At 62.8% G+C, this 21,385-nt stretch carries 33 protein-coding genes; 30 read left to right on the top strand and 3 right to left on the bottom strand.

The window, feature by feature from the left end:
- Positions 1-192 precede the first annotated feature (192 nt).
- The 23 genes from rpsJ to map all read left to right on the top strand — a co-directional run bounded on the left by rpsJ (position 193) and on the right by map (position 13,284).
- A complete protein-coding gene (gene rpsJ, locus AC1MED_RS14180; RefSeq protein ID WP_003803825.1) occupies positions 193-501 on the top strand; it encodes a 30S ribosomal protein S10 in 309 nt (102 codons plus the stop codon).
- Between the two features lie 17 nt (positions 502-518).
- Positions 519-1,169, top strand: coding sequence for a 50S ribosomal protein L3 (gene rplC / locus AC1MED_RS14175; protein ID WP_003803812.1), 651 nt, complete (start codon positions 519-521; stop codon positions 1,167-1,169).
- A gap of 4 nt (positions 1,170-1,173) precedes the next feature.
- Positions 1,174-1,794 (top strand): 50S ribosomal protein L4, encoded by a 621-nt coding sequence (gene rplD / locus AC1MED_RS14170; protein WP_138768569.1) that lies wholly within the window; start codon positions 1,174-1,176, stop codon positions 1,792-1,794.
- Entirely contained in the window at positions 1,791-2,096 is a 306-nt protein-coding gene (rplW, locus tag AC1MED_RS14165) for a 50S ribosomal protein L23 (RefSeq protein WP_018773664.1), read from the top strand. The genes rplD and rplW overlap by 4 nt, the downstream gene beginning before the upstream one ends.
- Before the next feature lie 29 nt (positions 2,097-2,125).
- On the top strand, positions 2,126-2,965 hold the full coding sequence (rplB, locus tag AC1MED_RS14160; RefSeq protein WP_226774755.1) for a 50S ribosomal protein L2: 840 nt from the start codon (positions 2,126-2,128) through the stop codon (positions 2,963-2,965).
- Positions 2,966-2,977: 12 nt separating this feature from the next.
- On the top strand, positions 2,978-3,259 hold the full coding sequence (gene rpsS / locus AC1MED_RS14155; RefSeq protein ID WP_018773666.1) for a 30S ribosomal protein S19: 282 nt from the start codon (positions 2,978-2,980) through the stop codon (positions 3,257-3,259).
- A gap of 38 nt (positions 3,260-3,297) precedes the next feature.
- A complete protein-coding gene (gene rplV, locus AC1MED_RS14150) occupies positions 3,298-3,663 on the top strand; it encodes a 50S ribosomal protein L22 (RefSeq protein ID WP_003803798.1) in 366 nt (121 codons plus the stop codon).
- Entirely contained in the window at positions 3,664-4,497 is an 834-nt protein-coding gene (gene rpsC, locus AC1MED_RS14145; protein ID WP_479783853.1) for a 30S ribosomal protein S3, read from the top strand.
- Positions 4,498-4,914 (top strand): 50S ribosomal protein L16, encoded by a 417-nt coding sequence (rplP, locus tag AC1MED_RS14140; RefSeq protein WP_138768571.1) that lies wholly within the window; start codon positions 4,498-4,500, stop codon positions 4,912-4,914.
- Positions 4,915-4,916: 2 nt separating this feature from the next.
- Positions 4,917-5,246 (top strand): 50S ribosomal protein L29, encoded by a 330-nt coding sequence (rpmC, locus tag AC1MED_RS14135; protein ID WP_479783852.1) that lies wholly within the window; start codon positions 4,917-4,919, stop codon positions 5,244-5,246.
- Positions 5,243-5,551: a 30S ribosomal protein S17 gene (rpsQ, locus tag AC1MED_RS14130; protein ID WP_056737811.1), complete on the top strand. Its 309-nt coding sequence runs from the start codon at positions 5,243-5,245 to the stop codon at positions 5,549-5,551. Before rpmC ends, rpsQ begins: the two co-directional genes overlap by 4 nt.
- A gap of 578 nt (positions 5,552-6,129) precedes the next feature.
- Positions 6,130-6,498, top strand: coding sequence for a 50S ribosomal protein L14 (rplN, locus tag AC1MED_RS14125; RefSeq protein ID WP_003803789.1), 369 nt, complete (start codon positions 6,130-6,132; stop codon positions 6,496-6,498).
- 3 nt (positions 6,499-6,501) lie between these two features.
- On the top strand, positions 6,502-6,861 hold the full coding sequence (gene rplX / locus AC1MED_RS14120) for a 50S ribosomal protein L24 (protein ID WP_066436866.1): 360 nt from the start codon (positions 6,502-6,504) through the stop codon (positions 6,859-6,861).
- Positions 6,861-7,442, top strand: a complete 582-nt coding sequence (gene rplE, locus AC1MED_RS14115) for a 50S ribosomal protein L5 (protein ID WP_056425240.1) — start codon at positions 6,861-6,863, stop codon at positions 7,440-7,442. The genes rplX and rplE overlap by 1 nt, the downstream gene beginning before the upstream one ends.
- Before the next feature lie 80 nt (positions 7,443-7,522).
- Positions 7,523-7,921 carry a 30S ribosomal protein S8 gene (rpsH, locus tag AC1MED_RS14110; RefSeq protein WP_056737814.1) on the top strand — a complete coding sequence of 133 codons (399 nt, stop codon included), beginning with the start codon at positions 7,523-7,525 and terminating at the stop codon, positions 7,919-7,921.
- 18 nt (positions 7,922-7,939) lie between these two features.
- The gene (rplF, locus tag AC1MED_RS14105) at positions 7,940-8,476 is read left to right on the top strand and encodes a 50S ribosomal protein L6 (protein WP_175321177.1); all 537 of its coding nucleotides are present in this window, start codon (positions 7,940-7,942) and stop codon (positions 8,474-8,476) included.
- Positions 8,477-8,478: 2 nt separating this feature from the next.
- Complete coding sequence (gene rplR, locus AC1MED_RS14100; RefSeq protein ID WP_018773674.1) at positions 8,479-8,862, top strand: 50S ribosomal protein L18; 384 nt, start codon at positions 8,479-8,481, stop codon at positions 8,860-8,862.
- Between the two features lie 26 nt (positions 8,863-8,888).
- Complete coding sequence (rpsE, locus tag AC1MED_RS14095; RefSeq protein WP_346959877.1) at positions 8,889-9,569, top strand: 30S ribosomal protein S5; 681 nt, start codon at positions 8,889-8,891, stop codon at positions 9,567-9,569.
- A 3-nt stretch (positions 9,570-9,572) separates the two neighbouring features.
- Entirely contained in the window at positions 9,573-9,779 is a 207-nt protein-coding gene (gene rpmD, locus AC1MED_RS14090) for a 50S ribosomal protein L30 (RefSeq protein ID WP_056626615.1), read from the top strand.
- Complete coding sequence (gene rplO, locus AC1MED_RS14085) at positions 9,780-10,274, top strand: 50S ribosomal protein L15 (protein ID WP_011692793.1); 495 nt, start codon at positions 9,780-9,782, stop codon at positions 10,272-10,274.
- A gap of 187 nt (positions 10,275-10,461) precedes the next feature.
- Positions 10,462-11,772, top strand: a complete 1,311-nt coding sequence (gene secY, locus AC1MED_RS14080; RefSeq protein WP_479783851.1) for a preprotein translocase subunit SecY — start codon at positions 10,462-10,464, stop codon at positions 11,770-11,772.
- A 5-nt stretch (positions 11,773-11,777) separates the two neighbouring features.
- The gene (locus AC1MED_RS14075) at positions 11,778-12,347 is read left to right on the top strand and encodes an adenylate kinase (RefSeq protein WP_479786693.1); all 570 of its coding nucleotides are present in this window, start codon (positions 11,778-11,780) and stop codon (positions 12,345-12,347) included.
- Positions 12,348-12,456: 109 nt separating this feature from the next.
- Positions 12,457-13,284 (top strand): type I methionyl aminopeptidase, encoded by an 828-nt coding sequence (gene map / locus AC1MED_RS14070; protein ID WP_479783850.1) that lies wholly within the window; start codon positions 12,457-12,459, stop codon positions 13,282-13,284.
- A 122-nt stretch (positions 13,285-13,406) separates the two neighbouring features.
- Here map and AC1MED_RS14065 read toward each other — a convergent pair whose 3' ends face one another.
- From AC1MED_RS14065 to AC1MED_RS14055, 3 genes are all read right to left on the bottom strand, one after another.
- Positions 13,407-14,753, bottom strand: coding sequence for an ABC transporter substrate-binding protein (locus tag AC1MED_RS14065; RefSeq protein ID WP_479783849.1), 1,347 nt, complete (start codon positions 14,751-14,753; stop codon positions 13,407-13,409).
- Between the two features lie 81 nt (positions 14,754-14,834).
- Positions 14,835-15,761, bottom strand: coding sequence for a carbohydrate ABC transporter permease (locus AC1MED_RS14060; protein WP_479783848.1), 927 nt, complete (start codon positions 15,759-15,761; stop codon positions 14,835-14,837).
- Positions 15,758-16,708, bottom strand: coding sequence for a carbohydrate ABC transporter permease (locus tag AC1MED_RS14055; RefSeq protein ID WP_479783847.1), 951 nt, complete (start codon positions 16,706-16,708; stop codon positions 15,758-15,760). The genes AC1MED_RS14060 and AC1MED_RS14055 overlap by 4 nt, the downstream gene beginning before the upstream one ends.
- Before the next feature lie 233 nt (positions 16,709-16,941).
- On the opposite strand from AC1MED_RS14055, the gene AC1MED_RS14050 reads away from it, so the two are divergent.
- The 7 genes from AC1MED_RS14050 (at position 16,942) to rplQ (ending at position 21,370) form a co-directional block, all read left to right on the top strand.
- The gene (locus AC1MED_RS14050) at positions 16,942-17,976 is read left to right on the top strand and encodes a P1 family peptidase (RefSeq protein ID WP_479783846.1); all 1,035 of its coding nucleotides are present in this window, start codon (positions 16,942-16,944) and stop codon (positions 17,974-17,976) included.
- A gap of 169 nt (positions 17,977-18,145) precedes the next feature.
- A complete protein-coding gene (gene infA, locus AC1MED_RS14045) occupies positions 18,146-18,367 on the top strand; it encodes a translation initiation factor IF-1 (protein ID WP_009358723.1) in 222 nt (73 codons plus the stop codon).
- Between the two features lie 69 nt (positions 18,368-18,436).
- Positions 18,437-18,550 carry a 50S ribosomal protein L36 gene (rpmJ, locus tag AC1MED_RS14040; protein WP_009358722.1) on the top strand — a complete coding sequence of 38 codons (114 nt, stop codon included), beginning with the start codon at positions 18,437-18,439 and terminating at the stop codon, positions 18,548-18,550.
- A gap of 183 nt (positions 18,551-18,733) precedes the next feature.
- On the top strand, positions 18,734-19,108 hold the full coding sequence (gene rpsM, locus AC1MED_RS14035; RefSeq protein ID WP_346959871.1) for a 30S ribosomal protein S13: 375 nt from the start codon (positions 18,734-18,736) through the stop codon (positions 19,106-19,108).
- Positions 19,109-19,159: 51 nt separating this feature from the next.
- Complete coding sequence (rpsK, locus tag AC1MED_RS14030) at positions 19,160-19,561, top strand: 30S ribosomal protein S11 (protein WP_018773682.1); 402 nt, start codon at positions 19,160-19,162, stop codon at positions 19,559-19,561.
- Between the two features lie 126 nt (positions 19,562-19,687).
- Positions 19,688-20,698: a DNA-directed RNA polymerase subunit alpha gene (locus AC1MED_RS14025; protein WP_024366109.1), complete on the top strand. Its 1,011-nt coding sequence runs from the start codon at positions 19,688-19,690 to the stop codon at positions 20,696-20,698.
- A gap of 75 nt (positions 20,699-20,773) precedes the next feature.
- On the top strand, positions 20,774-21,370 hold the full coding sequence (rplQ, locus tag AC1MED_RS14020; RefSeq protein ID WP_479783845.1) for a 50S ribosomal protein L17: 597 nt from the start codon (positions 20,774-20,776) through the stop codon (positions 21,368-21,370).
- Positions 21,371-21,385: the final 15 nt, after the last annotated feature.

The raw sequence follows: 21,385 nt of genomic DNA, 5'->3' as shown, positions 1-21,385 counted from the left end.
TGCGTGCAAAGCGCGACACGCCCGACCGCGGGGGTCGGTTGGCCGGCAGGTTGAGGAACCCGGAATCATCCGGATTCAGCTTGTGCGGCTGATGGTAGTTACGACTTCAAATGCTTCGGCAGCCATACAACGAGTAAGTGAACAGGGCAGCCCTAATCAGGGGAAGCACAGACTGAAAGAGAGTCAGGCGACATGGCGGGACAAAAAATCCGCATCCGGCTGAAGTCATACGACCACGAGGTCATTGACGTTTCAGCACGGAAGATCGTTGAGACGGTCACGCGCGCAGGCGCAACTGTAGTTGGCCCCGTGCCGCTGCCGACGGAGAAGAACGTTTACTGCGTAATCCGCTCTCCGCACAAGTACAAGGACAGCCGCGAGCACTTTGAAATGCGCACGCACAAGCGTCTTATCGACATCATCGATCCCACGCCCAAGGCTGTCGATTCGCTCATGCGTCTCGACCTGCCGGCCGACGTGAACATCGAAATCAAGCTGTAGGGAGGTGCTGAGAGACTATGACCGCAACCCGTAACGTAAAGGGCCTGCTGGGCACGAAGCTCGGCATGACCCAGGTCTGGGACGAGAACAACAAGCTCATCCCCGTCACTGTGGTCCAGGCTGACTCGAACGTCATCACGCAGCTGCGCAACGCAGAGACTGATGGCTACGTCGCCGTTCAGATCGGCTACGGCCAGATCGACCCCCGCAAGGTCACCAAGCCGCTGGCTGGTCACTTTGAAAAGGCAGGCGTCACGCCTCGCCGCCACGTCGTAGAACTGCGCACTGCAGATGCTGACTCTTACGAGCTGGGCCAGGAGCTCTCCGTTGAGCTCTTCGAAGCCGGCCAGAAGATCGACGTCGTTGGCACCACCAAGGGTAAGGGCTTCGCCGGTGTTATGAAGCGTCACGGCTTCCACGGCGTTGGAGCTTCCCACGGTGCCCACAAGAACCACCGTAAGCCCGGTTCTATCGGTGGCGCATCCACCCCGAGCCGCGTCTTCAAGGGCATGAAAATGGCCGGCCGCATGGGCGCCGTTCGTCACACCACGCTGAACCTCACGGTCCACGCGGTTGACGTCGAGAAGTCGCTGCTCCTGATCAAGGGTGCCGTCCCCGGCGCCCGCGGCCAGGTCGTACTCGTACGCACCGCCGTGAAGGGAGCCTAGTTCAATGACTAGCACTGTCAAGGTTGACCTGCCTGCAGAGATCTTCGACGTACAGACCAACGTGCCGCTGCTGCACCAGGTCGTCGTTGCACAGCTCGCTGCTGCTCGCCAGGGTACCCACAAGACCAAGACCCGCGCCGAGGTTTCCGGTGCAGGTCGCAAGCCGTTCAAGCAGAAGGGCACCGGCCGCGCCCGTCAGGGTTCCATCCGTGCTCCTCACATGACCGGTGGTGGCATCGTCCACGGCCCGACGCCGCGTGACTACAGCCAGCGCACCCCCAAGAAGATGATTGCTGCTGCACTGCGCGGCGCTCTCTCTGACCGCGCCCGTAACGGCCGCATCCACGTCGTTGCTGAACTGGTAGCCGGCACCAAGCCGTCCTCCCGTGAAGCGCTGGCAACGCTGCGTGGCGTCTCCGAGCGCAAGAACCTGCTCGTTGTCATCGACCGCGCCAACGATGTTGCTGCACTCTCCGTGCGCAACCTCCAGGATGTTCACGTTCTGTACGCAGACCAGCTGAACACCTACGACGTGCTCGTTTCTGACGACGTAGTCTTCACCAAGGCTGCCTACGAAGCATTCGTTGCTGACAAGGCTGCAAAGAACGAGGAGGATGCCAAGTGAGCGCAGCCACCATCAAAGACCCGCGCGACGTCGTGCTTGCACCCGTCGTTTCGGAAAAGAGCTACGGCCTGATCGACGAGGGCAAGTACACCTTCCTGGTGGACCCCCGCTCGAACAAGACCGAGATCAAGCTGGCCGTGGAGAAGATTTTCTCCGTCAAGGTCGAATCGATCAACACCATCAACCGTGCCGGTAAGCGCAAGCGCACCAAATTCGGATGGGGTACCCGCAAGAACACCAAGCGTGCCATTGTGAGCCTCAAAGAAGGCACTATCGACATCTTCGGCGGTCCGCTCTCGTAGCGGAGACCACTTTAACGAGGAAATATATTATGGGAATCCGTAAATACAAGCCGACTACCCCGGGCCGTCGTGGCTCGAGCGTAGCGGACTTCACCGAAATCACGCGGTCGACGCCGGAAAAGTCGTTGGTACGTCCCCTCCCGAAAAAGGGTGGCCGTAACAACACCGGTAAGATCACGACCCGTCACAAGGGTGGTGGACACAAGCGTCAGTACCGTCTGATCGACTTCCGTCGCCACGACAAGGACGGCGTCAACGCCCGCGTTGCCGAAATCGAGTACGATCCGAACCGCACGGCTCGCATCGCCCTCCTGCACTACGTTGATGGCACCAAGCGTTACATCATCGCCCCGAACAAGCTGTCCCAGGGTGACACCGTGGAAGCAGGTGCCGACGCTGACATCAAGCCCGGCAACAACCTGCCGCTGCGCAACATCCCGGTCGGTACCGTAATCCACGCAGTCGAACTGCGTCCGGGTGGCGGCGCCAAGATGGGCCGCTCCGCCGGCGCGTCGATCCAGCTTGTTGCCAAGGAAGGCCGTTTCGCCCAGCTGCGTCTGCCTTCCGGCGAAATCCGCAACGTTGACGTGCGCTGCCGCGCAACCGTCGGCGAGGTCGGCAACGCCGAGCAGTCGAACATCAACTGGGGCAAGGCCGGCCGTATGCGCTGGAAGGGCGTCCGCCCGACCGTCCGTGGTGTCGCCATGAACCCGGTCGACCACCCGCACGGTGGTGGCGAGGGTAAGACGTCCGGTGGACGTCACCCCGTCAACCCGAACGGTAAGCGCGAAGGCCGCACCCGCCGTCCCAACAAAGAGAGCGACAAGCTTATTGTTCGTCGCCGTCGTACTGGCAAGAACAAGCGATAGGAGCCTGGACACATGCCACGCAGCCTGAAAAAAGGTCCTTTCGTTGACCAGCACCTCTTTGTGAAGGTAGCCAGGGAAAACGAAAAGGGCACCAAGAACGTCATCAAGACCTGGTCCCGCCGTTCGATGATCGTCCCCGACATGCTCGGCCACACGATCGCCGTGCACGACGGACGCAAGCACATCCCGGTGTTTGTCACTGAGTCGATGGTCGGGCACAAGCTCGGCGAATTCGCTCCCACGCGGACATTCCGCGGCCATGTCAAGGACGACCGTAAGGGCAAGCGCCGCTAGGCGCCTGCACTTACGTCAAAGACGAGAGAAGGAAAGCAATGGAAGCCAAGGCAATTGCGCGTCACATCCGCGTAACGCCTATGAAGGCCCGGCGCGTCGTCAACCTTGTTCGTGGTAAGCAAGCGAACGAGGCTCTGGCAATTCTGAAGTTTGCCCCGCAGGCAGCTTCTGAGCCGGTATTCAAGGTAGTTCAGTCGGCAATCTCCAACGCCCGGGTCCTCGCGGACCGCGACGGCGTGGCGTTTGACGAAGGTGACCTCATCATCAGCGAAGCGTTTGTTGATGAAGGCCCGACCATGAAGCGGTTCCAGCCGCGTGCCCAGGGTCGTGCATTTCAGATCAAGAAGCGCACGAGCCACATCACCGTGGTAGTCGCTACCCCGGAGAAAGAGGAGGCTCGCTAAGTGGGACAGAAAGTTAACCCGCACGGGTTCCGACTCGGTATCACCACCGATCACGTATCGCACTGGTTCGCCGACAGCACCAAGTCCGGCCAGCGGTACAAGGACTTCGTTCGCGAAGACATCCGCATCCGCCAGCTCATGTCCACGGGCATGGAGCGCGCCGGCATCGCCAAGGTCGAGATCGAGCGCACCCGCGACCGTGTCCGCGTGGATATCCACACGGCACGTCCGGGCATCGTCATCGGCCGCCGCGGCGCCGAAGCAGACCGCATCCGCGGCGAGCTCGAAAAGCTCACGGGCAAGCAGGTCCAGCTGAACATCCTCGAGGTCAAGAACCCCGAGATGGAAGCACAGCTTGTTGCCCAGGGCGTTGCAGAGCAGCTGACTTCCCGCGTGGCTTTCCGCCGTGCGATGAAGAAGGCAATGCAGTCCGCACAGCGTGCCGGTGCCAAGGGCATCCGTATCGCTTGCTCGGGTCGACTGGGTGGCGCAGAAATGTCCCGCTCGGAGTTCTACCGCGAAGGCCGTGTGCCCCTGCACACCCTCCGCGCGAACATCGACTACGGCTTCTACGAGGCCAAGACCACCTTCGGCCGCATCGGCGTGAAGGTCTGGATCTACAAGGGTGACGTCACCGCCAAGGAACTGGCTCAGCAGGCAGCTGCTGCTCCGTCCCGCGGCCGTGGTGCCAGCGATCGTCCGGGCCGCCCGGGTGGCGCTGACCGTGGTGACCGCCGTCGTCGTAACGACCGCCCGGCCGAGGCTGCACCCGCTGCTGCCGAAGCTCCGGCTGTCGAAGCAGCTGCACCGGCAGTAGAAGGAGGACAGGCTTAAATGCTTATCCCGCGTCGAGTAAAGCACCGTAAGCAGCACCACCCGGGTCGTTCCGGCGCTGCCACGGGCGGCACCGAGGTCTCGTTCGGTGAGTGGGGTATCCAGGCTCTGAGCCCGGCCTACGTCACCAACCGTCAGATCGAATCTGCCCGTATCGCGATGACCCGCCACATCAAGCGTGGCGGCAAGGTCTGGATCAACATCTACCCGGACCGTCCGCTGACGAAGAAGCCTGCCGAAACCCGCATGGGTTCCGGTAAGGGTTCTCCGGAATGGTGGGTCTCAAACGTCAAGCCGGGCCGGGTTCTCTTCGAACTCTCCGGTGTCAGTGAAGAGGTAGCTCGCGAGGCCCTGCGCCTGGCAATCCACAAGCTGCCGTTGAAGGCACGCATTGTGCGTCGCGAAGGTGGTGAGTAGAAATGGCAGTAGGATCCAAGGAACTTGCATCCGCACAGCTGGACGGTTTCGACAACGAGCGTCTCGTTGAAGAACTCCGCAAGGCCAAGGAAGAGCTGTTCAACCTGCGTTTCCAGTCCGCCACCGGACAGCTGGAGAACCACGGTCGTCTGCGCGCGGTAAAGAAGGACATCGCACGCATCTACACCGTTCTCCGTGAGCGCGAGCTGGGCATTCGTGCCGAGGTTGCCGCACCGGTTGTGGAAGCCAAGGAAGAAAAGAAGTCCAAGAAGGCTGCAACCAAGAAGGCTGACAAGGCTGACACGGTTGAGACCGAGGAGGATGCCAAGTGAGTGAAAAGGACGAGAACGTGACGGAAACTGTTTCCGACGCAGCCAAGGCTGACGAGCGCGGTTACCGTAAGACGAAGCGCGGCTACGTCGTCTCGGACAAGATGGAAAAGACCATCGTTGTCCAGGTCGAAGACCGCGTGAAGCACGCCCTTTACGGCAAGGTTATGCGCCGCAACACGAAGATCAAGGCTCACGACGAAGAGAACTCCGCCGGCATCGGCGACCTCGTTCTCCTCGCCGAGACCCGCCCGCTGTCCGCTACCAAGCGGTGGCGCCTGGTGGAGATCCTCGAGAAGGCCAAGTAACACCTGCAGCTGCCCCGCAAGGGGATCTGCGCCGAAACCCCCGTTCCCTCCTGGGAGCGGGGGTTTCCTCGTTCCCAGGTACTACCGGCCCCGCGCAGCCCTCCCCAGACGCTCCCTCACCTCTGGCGCGATTCTGGGGGACGCTCCCTCAGGTTTTGCGTGTCCTTGGGGGACGCTACCTCAGGTGTGGTTGCCAACTGGTCGGACGCCGGCCATATGTGAGGGAGCGTCGGGGCAGGGCGTGCCGGATGTGAGGGAGCGTCGGGGCAGGGCGTGCCAAACGTGCGGGAGGGTCTATGGTATTGGCCGATTCAACGCAGGGGCCCGGGCCATGCTAGGATATTGAGTTTGTATGGCGCCTTTCGTGCGTCATCATCAACCTCGTAAACAATCGTGCCACGGCATAGTGCCCCCTCGCGCCCCGCGCGCCAGGGAAGCAACTGTTTTTGGCACGGGCGTTTAGGCCTGGTCTGGCAAAATCCAGGCAGGTCAAGAGACACCCCGATCAACCGTTCCGCAAGGCTCATTCCGTAGGAAGATTTTCGGTCTGAGAACCGGCGCGACGCAAGGAGTAAATAGTGATTCAGCAGGAGTCGCGACTCAAGGTCGCCGACAACACGGGTGCTAAGGAAATCCTTACCATTCGCGTTCTCGGTGGATCTGGCCGTCGCTACGCAGGCATTGGCGACGTGATCGTCGCTACCGTCAAGGACGCAATTCCGGGCGGCAACGTAAAGAAGGGCGACGTCGTCAAGGCTGTCATCGTCCGTACCAAGAAGGAACGCCGCCGTGCGGATGGTTCCTACATCAAGTTTGACGAGAACGCAGCTGTGATCCTGAAGAACGACGGTGACCCCCGCGGTACCCGTATCTTCGGACCGGTTGGTCGTGAACTTCGCGATAAGAAGTTCATGAAGATCGTTTCTCTGGCTCCGGAGGTGCTCTAGTCCATGGCTAAGATCAAAAAGGGTGACCTCGTTCAGGTCATCACTGGCGCCAAGGCTGAGCGCGGCGGCGACCGTGGCAAGCAGGGCAAGGTTCTGCGCGTATTCCCGGAAACCAACCGCGTGTTGGTCGAAGGCATTAACCGCGTAACCAAGCACACCAAGGTCGGTCAGTCGCAGCGCGGCACCAAGACCGGTGGCATCGAGGTCGTTGAGGCTTCAATCCACATCTCCAACGTGGCTCTGGTTGACCCCTCCACCAAGAAGCCCACCCGCGTCGGTTTCCGCACCGAGACCGTTGAGCGCGATGGCGTGAAGCGTGAAGTGCGTGTCCGCGTGGCCAAGAGCTCAGGGAAGGACATCTAATGACTGAGACTCTCGAGACTCCGGCAAGCAAGATCGTTCCTCGTCTGAAGACCAAGTACGCGGATTCCATCAAGAGCTCGCTCGTTGAGGAATTCAAGTACGAGAACGTCAACCAGGTTCCCCGTCTGGTGAAGGTCGTTGTGAACATGGGTGTTGGAGATGCCGCCAAGGACTCCAAGCTGATCGACGGCGCCGTCCGCGATCTGACCCTGATCACCGGCCAGAAGCCGCAGGTAACCAAGGCCCGCAAGTCGATCGCACAGTTCAAGCTGCGCGAAGGCATGCCGATCGGTGCGCACGCAACTCTGCGTGGCGACCGCATGTGGGAATTCCTGGACCGTCTGGTCACGCTGGCACTGCCGCGTATCCGCGACTTCCGGGGCCTCAGCGGCAAGCAGTTCGACGGCAACGGCAACTACACCTTCGGTCTGACCGAGCAGGTTATGTTCCACGAGATCGACCAGGATTCCATTGACCGCGTTCGCGGTATGGACATCACTGTCGTGACCACTGCCAAGACCGACGACGAAGGCCGCGCGCTCCTCAAGGCGCTTGGCTTCCCGTTCAAGACCGAAGATTAATCTAGCTACGTAAAAGGTCCGGCTGACTGGCTCTGTTGCCAGGACAGCGGAAACCGTTATGAGGAAGGGCAAGAGCCCACATGACTATGACAGATCCTGTCGCAGATATGCTTACGCGTCTGCGCAATGCAAACTCGGCATACCACGATTCCGTGTCTATGCCTTACAGCAAGCTCAAGGCACGCGTTGCTGACATCCTGAAGGCAGAAGGCTTCATCGCCTCCTGGAAGGAAGAAGACGCGGAGGTTGGCAAGAAGCTGACCCTCGAGCTCAAGTTCGGTCCGAACCGCGAGCGTTCCATCGCTGGTGTTCGTCGTATTTCCAAGCCGGGGCTGCGCGTTTACGCAAAGTCCACCAACCTGCCGCACGTGCTGGGTGGCCTGGGTATCGCAATCCTGTCCACCTCTTCCGGCCTCCTGACTGACAAGCAGGCCGGCAAGAAGGGCGTGGGCGGCGAAGTCCTCGCTTACGTCTGGTAACGGGAAAGGAAGAGAATAATGTCACGTATTGGACGTCTCCCCATCACCGTTCCTGCCGGCGTTGAGGTCAAGGTTGACGGCTCTGTCGTCAGCGTCAAGGGTTCCAAGGGCGAGCTGAGCCACACTGTGGCCAGCCCGATCGAGGTCACCCTGGAAGATGGCACCCTGACTGTCGCCCGCCCGAACGACGAGCGCGCCTCCCGTTCGCTGCACGGCCTGACCCGCACCCTGATCGCCAACATGATCCAGGGCGTTACCGCAGGCTACGAGAAGAAGCTTGAGATTGTCGGTACCGGTTACCGCGTCCAGGCCAAGGGTTCTGACCTGGAGTTCGCTCTGGGCTACAGCCACCCGGTTAGCGTCTCGGCGCCGAACGGCATCACCTTTGCAGTTGAGACCCCGACCAAGCTCTCTGTTTCAGGTATCTCCAAGCAGCAGGTCGGCGAGGTTGCTGCCAACATTCGCAAGCTGCGGAAGCCGGACCCCTATAAGGGCAAGGGCATCCGCTACGCCGGCGAAGTCATCCGCCGCAAGGTCGGAAAGGCTGGTAAGTAACCATGGCCATCGCAATTAACAAGAAGCGTACGAACAAGAGCAAGTCTGCCCAGCGCAGCCGCCGCCAGCTTCGTATCCGCAAGCGCATCTCCGGTACGGCTGTACGTCCGCGTCTGGTCGTCAACCGTTCCGCACGCCACGTATTCGTCCAGGTTGTCGATGACACCAAGGGCCTGACCGTAGCGAGCGCGTCCACTCTGGAAGCCGACCTTCGTGCATTCGACGGTGACAAGACCGCCAAGGCCAAGCGCGTTGGCGAGCTCGTTGCCGAGCGCGCCAAGGCTGCAGGGATCGAAGCTGTTGTCTTCGACCGCGGTGGTAACAAGTACCACGGCCGGATCGCCGCCGTCGCTGACGGCGCACGTGAAGGTGGGCTGGCACTGTGACCGAAAATAACGAAAAGGACATTCAGGTGACTGAAGCTGTAGCTGCTCCGGCAGCTGAGACCGCTGCGCCTGCTACCACTGACGACCGCCGTGGTGGCGCCCGTCGTGGCGAGCGTGGCGACCGCGGCCAGGGCCGTGGCGACCGTGGTGGCCGTGGTGGCCGCGACGGCGGCCGCGAAGCCGAGAAGAGCCAGTTCGTAGAGCGCGTCGTAACCATCAACCGTGTTTCCAAGGTCGTCAAGGGTGGTCGTCGCTTCAGCTTCACCGCCCTCGTCGTCGTCGGTGACGGCAACGGTATGGTCGGCGTCGGCTACGGCAAGGCCAAGGAAGTTCCCGCCGCCATTGCAAAGGGCGTTGAAGAGGCCAAGAAGTCCTTCTTCCGCGTTCCGCGCATCGGCAGCACCATCCCGCACCGCGTTCAGGGTGAGGCCGCCGCAGGCGTTGTTATGCTGCGTCCGGCTTCCGCCGGTACCGGTGTTATCGCCGGCGGTCCGGTCCGTGCAGTACTGGAGTGCGTGGGCATCCACGACATCCTCTCCAAGTCGCTCGGTTCCTCCAACGCCATCAACATCGTCCACGCGACCGTTGATGCACTGAAGCGCCTCGAAGAGCCGGCAGCAGTGGCAGCACGCCGCGGCCTCCCGCTCGACGAGATCGCTCCGCCGGCAATGGTGAAGGCGCTCCTGAACCAGAAGGCAGGTGTCTGAGTCATGGCTAAGAACCTGATTCCCTCCGACGCTCAGTTGGAGATCACTCAGATCAAGTCCGCCATTGGCGGCAAGCAGAACCAGCGCGACACCCTTCGGTCCCTCGGCCTGAAGCGGATCGGACACACTGTTGTCCGCACCGCCGACGCCGTGACCGTCGGAATGCTCAACACGGTTCCGCACCTGGTAAAGGTAGAGGAGGCGAAGTAAATGGCAGAGAAGAACACCGCCGAGAAGGCACAGGGCGCCGCTGCTGAGAAGCAGAACGCACTGAAGGTTCACCACCTGCGTCCCGCCCCGGGTGCCAAGACCGCCAAGACCCGCGTTGGTCGTGGTGAAGGTTCCAAGGGTAAGACCGCCGGTCGCGGTACCAAGGGTACGAAGGCCCGCTACCAGATCAAGGCTGGCTTTGCCGGCGGCCAGCTGCCGCTGCACATGCGCCTGCCGAAGCTGCGCGGCTTCAAGAACCCGTTCCGGGTTGAGTACCAGGTTGTAAACCTGGACAAGCTCAACGAGCTGTTCCCGGAAGGTGGCGCAGTCACCGTGGAGAACCTGGTCGAAAAGGGTGCCGTTCGCAAGAACCAGCCCGTCAAGGTGCTGGGCACCGGCGACATCACCGTCAAGGTTGACGTCACCGTCCACGCATTCTCGGCCAGCGCCGCAGAAAAGATTGCTGCAGCAGGCGGAAGCACCACCGCCCTCTAACAAGGCGGCGGGGCACTCGCCCGTTGTTGAAACTCCCGGCACCGTGGGGCTCAGGCCCCCGGTGCCGGGAGTTTTTTCATTTTCCGGGCCATGCCGATTGTTCGCCGGGCACATCCACCCGTTAGACTCGGTTGTTGGGTTTATTTGACCTATCTCACACGACTTTACTTATTACTCAGGAGGACGCTTGCTTAGCGCATTTGGCCGGGCCTTTCGCACGCCTGATCTGCGACGCAAGTTGTTGTTCACGCTGGGAATCATCACAATCTTCCGCTTGGGTGCCTTCATCCCCTCGCCTGGTGTGAACTACCAGAATGTCCAGCAATGCTTGCAGAACGGTCAGACCTCGGGCGGGATTTACCAGCTCGTCAACCTGTTCAGCGGCGGTGCATTGCTGCAGGTCTCGATCTTCGCACTCGGGATCATGCCGTACATCACGGCGAGCATCATCGTCCAGCTGCTCCGTGTGGTCATTCCCCGGTTCCAGCAGCTCTACGACGAGGGCGCCTCGGGCCAGTCCAAGCTGACCCAGTACACCCGTTACCTGACGATCGCCCTGGGCCTGCTGAACGCCACGACGCTGGTGTCGCTGGCGCGCTCCGGCCAGTTGCTGCCGAACTGCCAGCTGCCGATCATCCCGGACTCCAGCATCATCACCACGATCCTGATCATCATCACCCTGACGGCCGGAACCGGCCTGATCATGTGGATGGGCGAGCTCGTGACCGAGAAGGGCGTGGGCAACGGCATGTCGCTGCTCATCTTCACCTCGATCGCCGCTGGCTTCCCCACCTCCCTCGGCGCCATCTGGACCGCCCAAGGCCCGGGCACCTTCTTTATGGTCCTGGTCATCGGCCTGCTGACCGTGGCGCTGGTTGTCTTCGTTGAGCAGTCCCAGCGCCGCATCCCGGTGCAGTACGCCAAGCGCATGATCGGCCGCCGCACCGTGGGCGGCACCAGCACCTACATCCCCATCAAGGTGAACATGGCCGGCGTCGTGCCCGTCATCTTTGCCTCCTCGATGCTGTACCTGCCGGGCCTGATCTCACAGTTCAACCAGCCCAAGCCGGGCGAGCCCGTGGCTCCCTGGGTCGAGTGGATCAACAACAACCTGACCCGCGGCGACCACCCCATCTACATGGCCCTGTACTTCGCCATGATTGTGTTCTTCACTTACTTCTATGTTGCGATCACTTTCAACCCTGAGGAAGTTTCTGACAACATGAAGAAGTACGGCGGCTTCATTCCGGGTATCCGTGCCGGCAAGCCGACCGCGGATTACCTGCAGTACGTGCTTTCCAGGATCACTTTGCCCGGCGCGATCTACCTGGGCTTTGTGGCCCTGATCCCGCTGATTGCTTTGGTCCTGATCAACGCCAACCAGAACTTCCCGTTCGGCGGCACCTCGATCCTGATCATGGTGGGCGTAGGTTTGGAGACCGTCAAGCAGATTGATGCGCAGCTACAGCAGCGTCACTACGAAGGGCTTTTGCGATGACGAGAATGTTGATTATCGGACCTCCCGGTTCCGGCAAGGGGACACAGGCGGAACGTATTTCGGAGCGCCTCGGCGTTGTTGCGATCTCCACTGGCGACATCTTCCGTGCCAACGTCAAGGGTGAGACGCCGCTCGGCATCGAAGCCAAGAAATACATGGACGCGGGCGACTTCGTCCCGGACAGCGTGACCAACAAGATGGTCCGGGACCGCCTCACCGAGTCCGACGTCGAAGCCGGCTTCCTGCTGGACGGTTACCCGCGCACCACCGCGCAGGTGGACTACCTCGACGGGATCCTCGCCGACGGGGGCCAGGTGCTCGACGTCGTCCTGCAGCTCACGGCCGACGACGAGGAACTCGTCACCCGCCTGCTGGGGCGCGCGAAGGACACGGGCCGCAGCGATGACAATGAAGCCGTCATCCGGCACCGGCTGGACCTCTACCACGGCCAGACCGAAGCCGTGGTGGCCAAGTATGCCGAGCGCGACATCCTCACCCAGGTCGACGGCATCGGCGGCATCGACGAGGTCACCGACCGCGTGATGCAGGCCATCAAAGCGGCACAGTCCGCCTGATCCGGGCCCGTGACTACCGAGGCTCCTCCCGCATTGCCGGGAGGAGCCTCAGCCATTTGTCCGTGCGCCCGTCACCGGGCCGCGCGGCACCACCGAAAGGACGCTGAGGATGGCATTTGGCCAGCCCCGCATTGAATACAAGACCAACGCCCAGATGCGGACCATGCATGAAGCCGGGCTGGTGCTGAGCCGCGCGCTCGACGCCGCCGTGGCTGCAGCCGTCCCCGGAGTGACCACCCGCGACCTCGACGCCGTCTTCGCCGGGGTGCTGCAGGACGCCGGGGCGAAGTCCAACTTCCTTGGCTACCACGGCTTCCCGGCCACCATCTGCACCTCGGTCAACGAGGAAGTGGTGCACGGCATCCCGGGCGACCGCGTCCTGCAGGACGGGGACATCATCTCGATCGACGGCGGCGCGATCGTGGACGGCTGGCACTCCGACTCGGCCCGGACCGTCATTGTCGGAACGGCCGACCCGGAGGACCAGCGGCTCTCCGACGTCACCGAGGCGGCCATGTGGCACGGTATCGCGGCGCTGGCCACCGGCAAGTTCGTCGGCGACATCGGCAACGCCGTGGACGATTATGTTTCCTCGGTGCCGGGCAAACCGCTGGGCATCCTGGAGGACTACGTGGGCCACGGCATCGGTTCGGAGATGCACATGGCGCCGGACGTGCTGAACTACCGAACGGGCCACCGCGGGACCAAGATCCGTCCCGGGCTGTGCCTGGCCATCGAACCCATGCTGGTCCGCGGCAGCATCGAAACCGCCACCCTTGAGGACGACTGGACCGTCGTCACCACGGACGGGAAGCGGTCCTGCCAGTGGGAGCACTCCGTCGCGGTGCACGAAAAGGGCATCTGGGTGCTCTCCGCGCCGGACGGGGGAGCCTCGAAGCTGGCGCCGCTCGGGGTCGTGCCCGTCCCGATTCCCTAAGCGTCCCCTTCGCGGCGGCAACGGCGTCGGGCATTACCGCCCGCGATACAACGAATCCCTGGCGACGCTGGTATTCCAGCGTCGCCAGGGATTCGTCGTATCCTCAGGCAGGGAGCGCAGCGTCAGCTCTTCAGCTTCGGCTTCACGTCCTTGTTGTAGATCCCCTCGAGGGTGCCCTTGAGCGCGGTCATGGTGGCCTCGACGTCGCCCTGCTGGGTGAGGATCGCCGCGGCCGCCTTGGCCATCTCCTGGTCCGCGCCCGGCAGGAACACCCTGGCGTTGTCCTGCACCCGGGTGACCGCGAGCTGGTCGATGGCCGTCTTGATCTGCGGCGTCTTGGCGAGCACCGCGGTCATGTCGGCGGAGGTCCGGGTCGGCATGTAGCCGGTGGCGGCGGAGAACGCGGCGGTGTTCTCCGGCTCGGTCATGAACTTCAGGAAGGTTGCCGCAGCGAGCTGGACCTCCTTGCTGACGCCGCTGGGGATGCCCAGCCCGGCGCCGCCGGTGGGGCAGACGCCGGTTTCATTCTTGGGACCGCCCGGCAGGAAGCCGACGCCGACGTTGAACTTGGCCGAGCTGAGCACACCCAGCAGCGAACCGGTGGAGGCGATCGTGGTGGAGGTGATGCCGGCGGCGAAGTCGTCCGCGGCCTCCTTGGAGGAAACACCGGCCCACTTGTCCTTGTAAATCGAATCCTGGGCCCACTGGAGAGCCTCCACCGACTCGGCGGAATCACAGTTGATGGTCCACTCGTTGGACCAGCTGCCGCCCCAGCCCCAGAGGTTGTTCTGCAGGGTCCAGCCGGCGTAGCCGGCCAGCGCGGGGTAGATGTAGGCGTACTGCGCGCCGGAGCTCGCCTTAAGCTTCGGGGCCCATTCGCCGAACTCCTGCCAGGTCTTCGGTGCCCGGTCCGGCAGGCCCGCGGCCTTGAAGTGGTCCTTGTTGTAGTAGAACAGCGGGGTGGAGCGGCCGTAGGGGAGCGCCCACTGCTTGTCGGCGTACTGGTAGTCCGCGACGAGCGACTTCTGGAAGTCGTCCACCTTGATGTCCAGCTGCTTGACCAGGCTGTTGAGCGGGATGATGTTGCCGTTGGTGAAGTACCGGAACCACCACACATCGGAGAGCACCACGAGGCCCGGCAGGGCCGACTTCGCGGCCTGGGACGTCTGGAACTTCTGCGCGATTTCTTCGTAGTTGGCGCCGGCGGTGATCAGGTTGACCTTGATCTCCGGGAACTTCGCCTGGAACTTTTCGATAATCGCCTTTTCAACCTCCTGGGACTTGCCCGGGTGGTTGGTCCAGAAATCGATGGACGAGGCAGGCTTCACGCCGCTGAAGTCAATGTCCGCCGTGCCGGTGGCCGCGGCGCCGCCTCCCGTGGTGGGGCCGCCGCAGGCCGCCAGGGCCGCGGCTCCTGCGCCTGCGCCGGCCAGGCCAAGGAAGTGTCGGCGGTCAAGATTAATTGCCATGGTGGATCCTCTCAAAAGTGGTGACTCGTTGTGATGTTGGGATGCTTTGGGGGCCGTCGGCCCGATGCCTCAGCGGCGGGGTCACCCGGTAACGCTGCCTTGGGTGAGGCCGGCCACGATGTAGCGCTGCAGTGCGGCGAAGACCAGCAGGATCGGAACGATCACCAGTACCGCGCCGGCCATCAGGATGCCCCAGCCGGAGCCGTTGCCTTCCGAATTCTGCAGGAGGGTCAGGCCCACCGGCAGTGTCATGGTCTCCGGCCGGTCCGTGATGATGAGCGGCCAGATGTAGTCATTCCATTCGCTCACCACGGTGACCAGGGCGACGGTCGCAATGGAGGGGCCGGAGACCGGGACGACGACCTGCCAGAGCCGCCGCCAGTGCCCCGCGCCGTCGATCTCGGCCGCCTCCAGGATGGAGCCGGGGAGCGTCATGAAGTGCTGGCGCAGCAGGAAGGTGCCGAACGCGGTGCCCAGCCCCGGAAGGATGATCCCCCACAGGGTGTTCTTCCCGCCCATGCCCGCGATCAGGATGTAGTTGGGCAGGATGGACACCTGCGGCGGCACCATGAGGGCGACCAGGATGACAATAAAAATGACGTTCTTGAAGGGAAAGCGCACAAAGACCAGGGCGTAGGCGGTGAGGATGGCCAGGATGACCTTCACGGTGGCGCCCACGGTGGTGACGATCAGGCTGTTCATGAAGAACCGGGCGAACGGCACCGTGGTCATCGCGACGTGGTAGTTGTCCAGGTTTACGCTCTCCGGCAGGATCTTCAGGTCCATCGTGACGATCTCGCCGGGCTGCTTGAAGGAACTCAGCACCATCCAGAGCAGCGGAAGGACCACCACGAGCGTGGCAAGGATGAGCGGGACGTAGCCACCGGCGATGGTCTGGACCAGGTTGGCGCGGGAAAAGGGCCGCTGGCGCTGCAGCGGAGCCTTGGGACCGGCGGCCGTCCCGGCGTTGGCGGCCGGATCCGGGTTGACGGGGGAGAGAGTGCTCACGAGTAGTGCACCTTCCGTTCTACGAACCGCACCTGCAGCACGGTAATGATCAGGAGGATCGCGAAGAGGACCACGGAGATGGACGCCGAGTATCCGGCGCGGTTGAAGGCGCCGAAGGCCTGCAGGTAGGCCTCGTAGATCAGGGTGGAGGTGCCGTTGCCCAGCGGGGTCATGATCCGGATCAGGTCGAACGCCTGCAGGGAACTGAGCATCGTGGTGATGAGCAGGAAGAAAGTGGTGGGGGACAGCAGCGGGACGGACATGCTGATAAAGCGGCGGAACCCGTTGGCGCCGTCCAGCGAGGCGGCTTCCATGACGTCCTGCGGCAGTGACTGCAGGCCGGCGAGGTAGACGACGGCGCAGTAGCCGAGGTTCTTCCAGACGTAGACGATGATCACCATGACCAGGGAGAGCTGGGGGTCATTGATCCATTGCGGGCTCTGCTGGCCGATCCCGCGGAGCAGCCAGGACAGCACGCCGTAGCCGGGGTCGAAGATGAACAGCCAGACCAGTCCGACGCCGACCCCGCTGAGCACGTAGGGGGCGAAGACAGCGGACCGGGCGAAGGTGGTGCCGCGGACTTTGGAGTTCAGCGCGAGGGCCACCAGCAGTCCTAGGACCATGGAGCCGCCCACCGTGATGAGGGTGAAGACGGCCGTGGTCCCCAGCACCTTGGGGGCATCCGCGCTGGTGAAGAAGTTGATGTAGTTGTCGAGGCCGACGACCGTGGCGGACGCGGAGCCCAGCGTCCAGTCCAGCGTGGAGTAGTAGATGTTGTTGATGAGCGGGAGGTAGGTGAACACCGCTATCAACGCCAGGTTCGGCAGGGCCAGCGCAAGGAACACGATGAAGTCCCTGCGGGTCCGGGCGGACCAGCGTCCCCTGCGCTGGCCCGGTGTGACGGTCCCGGCGGTAGCCGCAGGACGGTCTGTCAGTTGTCTAGTCATAGGAGTCTCTAACGGATCCAGGCCTGCCAATGGCAGGCAGTTGGGCGGGGGATCAACAACACTTCACCACACTGTTGGTGGGCGGAACCCCGCACAAGGCCTTGTCAGAGCTTTGTTATGTCAGGCTTCCTTGCCCGTTTACCTATTGTTGGTTGCAGTATTCCATAGAGTTCGCCTGCGGACGCGGAGCTCGCCGCCGGGTATTGCCCGGCGCCGGGGCGCACAATGGAGCCATGACAGCGATTACAGACGTGCCCGGAATCCGCGTCGGCCATGCGTCCCGGACCGGGGCCGGCTGGCTGAGCGGCGTCACCGTGGTGCTTCCGCCGCCGGGGACCACCGGCTCGGTTGACGTCCGTGGCGGCGGCCCCGGAACGCACGAAACCGATGCGCTGGACCCCACCACGCTGAGCACCGCCGTCGACGCCGTTGTGCTCACCGGCGGCAGCGCGTTCGGTCTGGCGGCCGCGCACGGCGCCCAGCGCTGGTGCGAGGAGCGGGGGAGAGGCTTCGCGGTGCCCGGAGGTGTGGTGCCGATTGTCCCGGCGGCGGCCATCTTCGATCTGGGCCGCGGCGGCGACTTCGCCTCCCGGCCCGACGCCGCCATGGGCTACGCCGCCACCGCGGATGCGGCCTCCCGCCCGGACGGGCACGACGTCGAACGAGGCAACGTCGGCGCCGGCACCGGAGCCCTCATAGGCCGGGGCCAGTTCAAGGGCGGAATAGGCACAGCATCGATCACCATAGAAAACATCTCCGGCGACGGGCCTGTTGTCGTGGGCGCCCTCGCGGTAGTGAACGCCCTTGGCCTGCCTTTCGACACGTCTGTCGCGAAAGTCGCAGAAGGAACGAGTCCGGATAGGGCGGCACATCCGGAACCCGGCAGCGTGCGTCTAAGCGAGGAACGAGCGAGCACGCAGAGGGTTTCGGATGCGCCGCCCCTCAACACCACACTCGTCGTCGTCGCCACGAACGCTGTCCTGGACAAGGCCGAGTGCAAGCGCACGGCATCGGCTTCGCACGCCGGCCTCGCGCGGGCCCTGGACCCAAGCCATACCCTGGCCGACGGGGACACCGTGTTCGCCCTCGCTACCGGCGCTGTCGCGCTGGACCGCGGGACCGAGTCTGCGCGGCAGTTGAGCCTGATTACCTTGCAGAGCGCGGCAGCCGACGTCGTCCGGCTGGCCATCCTGGACGGGATCGCGGCAGCAACCGGGGTTGAGACGGCGGCGGGGCGGTTTCGTGCATACGGGGACGGAGTGCGCTAGCATGGCTGGATTTAACATTCGGCCCGCAATGCCGTAGTGTTGACTGTTGGTTGTCTGCCCTGTTGTGCCCTTTTGTGGGCCGGAGGCTTCAGCCAAGCAATCAAAAAACGTCCGCAGTGATCGCCGGTGCAAGCCGGAGGGGCTGTGGCAACAACAGTTAGCGGAGGGTATGGCCAAGAAGGACGGGGTCATTGAGATCGAGGGCGTTGTGACCGAGGCGCTGCCTAACGCGATGTTTCGCGTTGAGCTCACCAACAAGCACATCGTTCTGGCACACATCTCTGGAAAGATGCGCCAGCACTACATCAGGATTCTCCCTGAGGACCGGGTAGTGGTGGAGCTGAGCCCGTACGACCTGACACGTGGTCGTATCGTCTACCGCTACAAGTAAACACTGGCCGGCCAAAGCACGAGCTACGGGCCGGTCCAGCTGACCAACTGCAACACGCAAAGGAACGCCATGAAGGTCAAGCCGAGCGTTAAGCAGATCTGCGAAAAGTGCAAAGTGATCCGCCGTAATGGCCGGGTCATGGTGATCTGCGAGAACCCGCGCCACAAGCAGCGCCAGGGCTAATTTCCTTCACGGGAAACCCTGGGTTGCTAACCCACGCAAGTAAATAAAAGGCAGCACAAGCTGATCTGGGACACTGAGCAACAACGAGTCCGGACAGCTAACCCCCGGTCGGAGGCTGGGGCCGTACGGATTGTACGGGTGTACTGCCTACGACCTCCGGTTTATTCAAGGAGCACTGCCACTATGGCTCGTCTCGCTGGCGTAGACATTCCCCGCGAAAAGCGGCTGGAAATTGCGCTTACTTACATCTACGGCGTGGGTAAGACCCGTGCACACGAAACCCTGACTGCCACCGGCATCAGCGCTGACGTCCGGGTCAAGGACCTGACTGACGCCGAACTGGTTCAGCTGCGTGACTACATTGAAGGCAACTACAAGGTTGAGGGTGACCTTCGCCGCGAAGTGGCCGCTGACATCCGCCGCAAGGTTGAGATCGGCAGCTACGAAGGTATTCGCCACCGCAAGGGCCTGCCAGTGCGCGGCCAGCGCACCAAGACCAACGCCCGTACCCGCAAGGGTCCGAAGCGCACCGTCGCAGGCAAGAAGAAGGCCCGCTAAATCCCTCGGGATTAGCTCGGCTTCCCCCAATAACTTTCTGTAGGAGAAATAATGCCCCCGAAGACTCGTGGCGCGGTTCGCAAGCCGCGTAAGAAGGACAAGAAGAATATCGCGCTGGGCCAGGCGCACATCAAGAGCACCTTTAACAACACCATCGTGTCCATCACGGACCCGAACGGTGCTGTCATCTCCTGGGCTTCGTCCGGTGAGGTTGGTTTCAAGGGCTCCCGTAAGTCCACCCCGTTCGCTGCCCAGATGGCCGCCGAAGCCGCCGCAAAGCGTGCACAGGAGCACGGCATGCGCAAGGTTGACGTGTTCGTCAAGGGACCGGGATCCGGACGCGAGACCGCCATCCGTTCACTGCAGGCCGCTGGCCTCGAGGTTGGGTCCATCCAGGACGTAACCCCCAGCGCGCACAACGGCTGCCGCCCGCCGAAGCGCCGCCGCGTCTAATTCTTAGCCGGAGCTTGCCCGGACCCTCACCGGTCCGGGCAGGCCCAGCCGCGTTAAGTCATTAGACCGATCTTTCCACCACCTGTGTTGCGTCATATAGCGGATGCTCGCCGAAAGGAAACCTAAGTGCTCATTGCACAGCGCCCCACCCTCTCCGAAGAGGTCGTCTCCGATAACCGCTCCCGTTTCATCATTGAACCGCTGGAGCCGGGCTTCGGTTACACCCTCGGAAACTCCCTCCGCCGTACCCTGCTCTCCTCCATCCCCGGTGCCTCTGTCACGAGCATCCGGATTGATGGCGTGCTGCACGAGTTCACCACGGTTCCGGGTGTCAAGGAAGATGTCACCGAGATCATCCTGAACATCAAGAACCTGTCGGTCTCCTCCGAGCACGACGAGCCGGTTGTTGCTTACCTGCGCAAGCAGGGCCCGGGAGTCGTCACCGCCGCGGACATCGCTCCGCCGGCCGGCGTCGAATTCCACAACCCGGATCTGCACATTGCCACGCTGAACTCGAAGGGCAAGTTCGAACTCGAACTGACCATCGAGCGCGGCCGCGGCTACGTTTCGGCAGCTCAGAACAAGTCCGGCGACTCCGAGATCGGCCGCATCCCGGTCGACTCGATCTACTCGCCGGTGCTGAAGGTTACTTTCCGCGTGGAAGCTACCCGTGTTGAGCAGCGCACTGACTTCGACAAGCTCATTGTCGACGTCGAGACCAAGCAGGCCATCGCCCCGCGCGACGCGGTCGCTTCGGCAGGTACCACCCTGGTGGAACTGTTCGGTCTGGCCCGCGAGCTGAACACCGCAGCTGAAGGTATCGAGATTGGCCCGTCGCCGACGGATGCTGCCCTGGCAGCAGACATGGCCCTGCCGATCGAGGATCTGGACCTCACCGTCCGTTCCTACAACTGCCTCAAGCGTGAGGGCATCCACACCGTGGGTGAACTCGTTGCCCGCTCCGAGGCTGACCTGATGGACATCCGTAACTTCGGTGCGAAGTCCATCGACGAGGTCAAGGCAAAGCTCGTTGAACTGGGTCTGTCCCTCAAGGACTCCCCTCCCGGTTTCGATCTTGCAGCCCGCGCCGCAGCCATCGAAGAGGACGACGCCGCTTTCAGCGACGACGAGCTCTAAAACAGATCTTGGCCAGCAGGCTGGACGCACCGCAGCGTGCACAGCCCGCCGGCTTCCATATGAGGAGAAATAGTTATGCCTACCCCCACTAAGGGTCCGCGCCTCGGAGGCGGCCCGGCTCACGAGCGCCTCATGCTCGCGAACCTGGCAGCCGCACTGTTCGAGCACAAGCGGATCACCACCACGGTGACCAAGGCCAAGCGGCTGAAGCCGTACGCCGAGCGTCTGGTGACCTTCGCCAAGCGCGGCGACCTGGCTTCCCGCCGTCGTGTGCTCGGCCTGATCAGCAACAAGGGCGTCGTCCACGAGCTGTTCACCGACATTGCCCAGGCAGTGGAGAACCGCGACGGCGGCTACACCCGCATCACCAAGATCGGCAACCGCAAGGGCGACAACGCTCCCATGGCTGTCATCGAACTGGTTCTTGAGCCGGTTTCCGCCAAGCAGGCAGTGGTAGCCGAGGCTATCTCCGCCGCGAAGCGCGATGCTGACAAGCAGGACGCCGACAACGCTGAAGCAGCTCCGGTCGCCGAGACCGAAGCCGCCGAGACCGAAGCTGCAGAGACCGAAGAGGCTCCCGCAGCTGAGGCCGCCGAGACCGAAGCAGCAGAGACCGAAGAGGCTCCGGCCGCTGAGGAAGCTGCCGCCAAGTCCGAGAAGGACGCGAAGTAATTCGCTAAAACCTTC

The organism is Arthrobacter sp. BI5, from assembly GCF_056680065.1.
The sequence above is the reverse complement of the archived record's forward strand: the minus strand, read 5'-3'. Positions and strand labels throughout refer to the sequence as shown.